This window comes from Prosthecobacter sp. (assembly GCF_029946185.1).
In the GTDB taxonomy this organism is placed as follows: Bacteria; Verrucomicrobiota; Verrucomicrobiia; order Verrucomicrobiales; family Verrucomicrobiaceae; genus Prosthecobacter.
Genome location: NZ_JAQSEA010000204.1, coordinates 1 through 2,749, shown reverse-complemented (window position 1 = coordinate 2,749; position 2,749 = coordinate 1). Strand labels below are relative to the sequence as shown.

Sequence of the window (2,749 nt, the reverse complement as noted above, 5' to 3'; positions counted from 1 at the left end):
ACATCTTCCCCGTCTTCACAAAGTCGATGATCTTCTGGTCATCGTCCCCTGCCGCCCACGTCACGCGCAGGAAGTCGGCGGGGTGCAGCTTGTGCTGCTCAAAGAACGCACGATCACCGCCGCAGCCAAACATCGTGTCCGGGTCCATCTCGCCATGGAGTTTCGCCCGCGCCTTCACGATCAAACGCGGCAGCCACGGCATGCCGTCCACCGCCGCTGCTTTGGGCGGCAGCTCGCTCGGCAGCACGACTTTTTCGCTTCTCACACTGTTCTGCACGACACGGAAGTAATCCCGCCGCACCGCAGCCACGAGCAGGCTCGTCTCCAGCGTGGGCCCCTCGGCCTCGTAGCGGCAGTGATCATCGACGAAGTCAAAAAACTCCTGCGTCGTGCAGCCAATGCAGTCCAGAAAGGCCTTGTCCGCCTCCGTGTACCAATTGACCGCACGGGTGTCGCCAGCGGCGTGCAATTTGGCGCAGCGCTCAAAGAGTTCGCGGAAAGACGTGTCCCAAGTTAAATCGATCATAATCACCCAGACTAACGGCGGTGCTCCCAACGTCAAACATTCGCGCGCAACCATTCTGCCCCTCCGGTGGTTTACATTGCGCATGACCCTCGCTAGCATGGCAGTCACACTGCCAGCCTACCTCATGCCTGAACCGGAACGGAACGCCCTCCCCCATTCATCGCCGGCAGCAGCCGCCGATGCCGAGGAGTCATCCGACCAGGAAAGCGTCCGCCTCATGCTCCGCGTCAAGGAAGGCGATGTGAAGGCCTTCGAGCGCCTCGTGGAGCTGCACCAAAACGCCGTCGTCGGCACCTGCGCCCGCATGTTGAACAACATCGAGGACGCGCACGACATCGCCCAGCAGGTCTTCATCCGCGTCTGGCGCAGCGCCCCGCGCTACGAAGTCACCGCCAAGTTCACCACCTGGCTCTTCACCATCACCCGCAACCTCGTCTTCAACGAAACCCGCCGCCGCTCCCGCCGCAAGGAAGTCAGCATGGAGCAGGAGAACGAAGACGATCCGCCGAAGTATTTCACCGACCACAGCACCCCCGGCGCCGATCACATCACCCAGCAGACCGAGTTGGAGAACGCGCTCGACACCGCCATCGCCGCCCTCCCCGAAAAGCAGCGCATCGCCGTCATCATGCGCCGCCACCAGGACCTCCCATACGAGGACATCTGCGCCGTCCTGAAAATGTCCCTCCCCGCCGTAAAAAGCCTCCTCTTCCGCGCCCGCACCGAATTGCGCAAGCACCTCGCGGCTTATCTGGGTGAAGACGTGGAGTGAGAGCCTGCTGAAGTACGACAGGCACTCCTGCCTGTCGATCAGCGCTCACGCAGGAACTTTTGTTTTTCGAATGAATCAAGCCGGTGTGAGCTGGCACGCATGGATGGCGCGACACATGGCGGACTCAGCGGTGTGAATGTCAGATTGCACCCTACCACACGCCGGTGGAGTTTGGGGTCGGTGCAGAGGACGGTGAGCCGATTTGTCGGCGCTGCTGCCTGCGCAAGCGCTGATCGACAGGCAGGAGTGCCTATCGTACCTCTGATCAACGCGCTCAGCCAAACCACCGTTGTTTGGTGCTTGAAGTTTCCCTCTGTCTCCGGCGTACTCTCCTCCTTGCATGAAATCCATCCTGCTCGCGCTCCTCGTTCCCGTCTTCGCTTTCGCCGCGCCAAAGCCGCTGTTTCAGTCCAAGCTCATCACCACCGCCACGCCAAACCACAGCGTGGACATCGACGTCTCACTCGACGGCGCGAAGGAGCTCTACCTCGTCGTCACCGATGGCGGTAACGGCTACGGGGCTGATTGGGCGGACTGGGCCGAGCCACGTCTCATCCTCGCCGATGGCAGCGAGAAAAAGCTCACCGAGATCGAATGGAAATCCGCACAGAGCGGCTGGAACAACGTGCGCGTGAACTCCAGTGCCGGCGGCACCGAACTGCGCAGCGCAGGCAAAGCCATCGAGTACGGCATCGGCACCCACGCCAACAGCATCATCGCCTTCAATCTCCCCGCTGGCACGAAACGCTTCAAGGCTCGTGGCGCTCTCGATGAAGGCGGCACCAAGCAGGGCAGCTCCAGCGTCGAGTTCCGCATCTACACCGAAAATCCCGGCCCCATCGCCGCCAGCGACAGCAGTTCCCATGCCCCAGCCGACGCCATCGATACCCTCGACGTGCATCCCGAGCTCAAGGTCCAGCTCTTCGCTAGCGAGCCCATGATGGCCAGCCCCTCCAGCATCGACATCGACCATCGCGGGCGCGTCTGGGTTTGCGAAGTCGTCAACTACCGCAAGCACCTCGGCGAACGCGCCGAAGGCGACCGCATCCTCATCCTCGAAGACACCGACGGCGACGCCAAAGCCGACAAATCCACCGTCTTCCACCAGGGCCACGATGTGGACAGCGCCCACGGCATCTGCGTCCTCGGCAACAAAGCCCTCATCTCCTGCGGCGACGATGTCTTCTGGCTCATCGACGACAACGGCGACGACAAAGCCGACCGCAAGGAACTCATGTTCACCCAGATCGGCGGCGCCCAGCATGACCATGGCATCCACGCCTTCCACTTCGGCCCCGATGGCCGCCTCTACTTCAATTTCGGCAACGCCGGCAGACAACTCTGCGACAAAAACGGCAACCTCATCACCGACATCCACGGCGTCAAATGCACCAACCAAAACAATCGCCCCTATCAGCAGGGCATGGTCTTCCGCTGCGAACTCGATGGCA

3 protein-coding genes are annotated in these 2,749 nt (G+C 61.7%); 2 read left to right on the top strand and 1 reads right to left on the bottom strand.

Translation table 11 applies throughout. The features are described 5' to 3' along the window. A partial coding sequence (locus PSV43_RS17430; RefSeq protein ID WP_300200205.1) for a hypothetical protein occupies positions 1-526 on the bottom strand: 526 nt, incomplete at its 3' end. An 82-nt stretch (positions 527-608) separates the two neighbouring features. On the opposite strand from PSV43_RS17430, the gene PSV43_RS17425 reads away from it, so the two are divergent. Together PSV43_RS17425 and PSV43_RS17420 are read left to right on the top strand one after the other, a co-directional pair. After that, positions 609-1,298: a sigma-70 family RNA polymerase sigma factor gene (locus PSV43_RS17425; protein ID WP_300200202.1), complete on the top strand. Its 690-nt coding sequence runs from the start codon at positions 609-611 to the stop codon at positions 1,296-1,298. Positions 1,299-1,638: 340 nt separating this feature from the next. Continuing rightward, the coding region (locus tag PSV43_RS17420) for a PVC-type heme-binding CxxCH protein (protein ID WP_300200199.1) at positions 1,639-2,749 on the top strand (1,111 nt) is incomplete at its 3' end.

What these genes read in the sequence shown, in the direction of transcription:
- PSV43_RS17425 (WP_300200202.1), top strand. Translation starts at nt 609, where the DNA reads ATGACCCTCGCTAGCATGGCAGTCACACTGCCAGCCTACCTCATGCCT.